At 52.4% G+C, this 698-nt stretch carries 1 protein-coding gene; it reads left to right on the forward strand.

The genetic code is table 11. The annotated features are described in order from the left end of the window. A partial coding sequence (locus N2315_09585; GenBank protein MCX7829422.1) for a TetR/AcrR family transcriptional regulator occupies positions 1 to 698 on the forward strand: 698 nt, incomplete at both ends.

Consider the following 698-nt stretch of genomic DNA (forward strand, 5'->3'; position numbering starts at 1 on the left):
ACTGGACTGGACTATCCCCGAACAATTACGGCAGCGGGGCATTACGTTTGAAGATTTTTTTCCCCTCCCGGAAGCTGAAAAGGAAGAACTTATCTATCGTTTTACCCTTATTTTTTCTACCGTTAGTTTTTATTGTGGCCTGTACTATCTTAAACAGTGGTATGCCCTCGAAGGGGGGGAAGGGCTTTTTCTGGAATTTATAGAAGGGGTTCTGCGGCGGGGGCTTGGGTTGGATGCGAGGGAGACGGAAGCGGCGCTGGTTTCTTCCGGTGAAACGGAAGGGCGGATCGAAGCTTCCGTCTCTGGATGTGAAGCGGAACAGGGGTTTGAAGCGGGACCGGGGGCGCAGCAGTCTTTAATTGCCGCTATTGCTGCCGCCGTGGCCGAGCGGGGTCCCTGGGAAGCGTCCATGAGCTATGTGGCTGAGCGTTCGGGGCTTTCGAAAAGCGGTCTCTATGCCCATTTTGTAAGCAAAGAGGCAATGCTTGAGGCCCTTTTTAAAAACGAGTATGAGGCGCTATTAGATTTTTTGGCGAAATACCTAAAGCAAAGAGAAAGGGCCTTCCCGGGGGAAGGGGGTCTCTCGCTGGGTCTGCGGTTGTGGCAGGTTATCAATGCCCTGTATAGCTACCTCTCTGCCCATCGGGACCTGCTGGTTATTCTGGACTGGGTGCGGATTCTGTCTCTTATACACATCT

Source organism: Thermanaerothrix sp. (genome assembly GCA_026417795.1).
Taxonomy (GTDB): Bacteria; Synergistota; Synergistia; order Synergistales; family Synergistaceae; genus Thermanaerovibrio.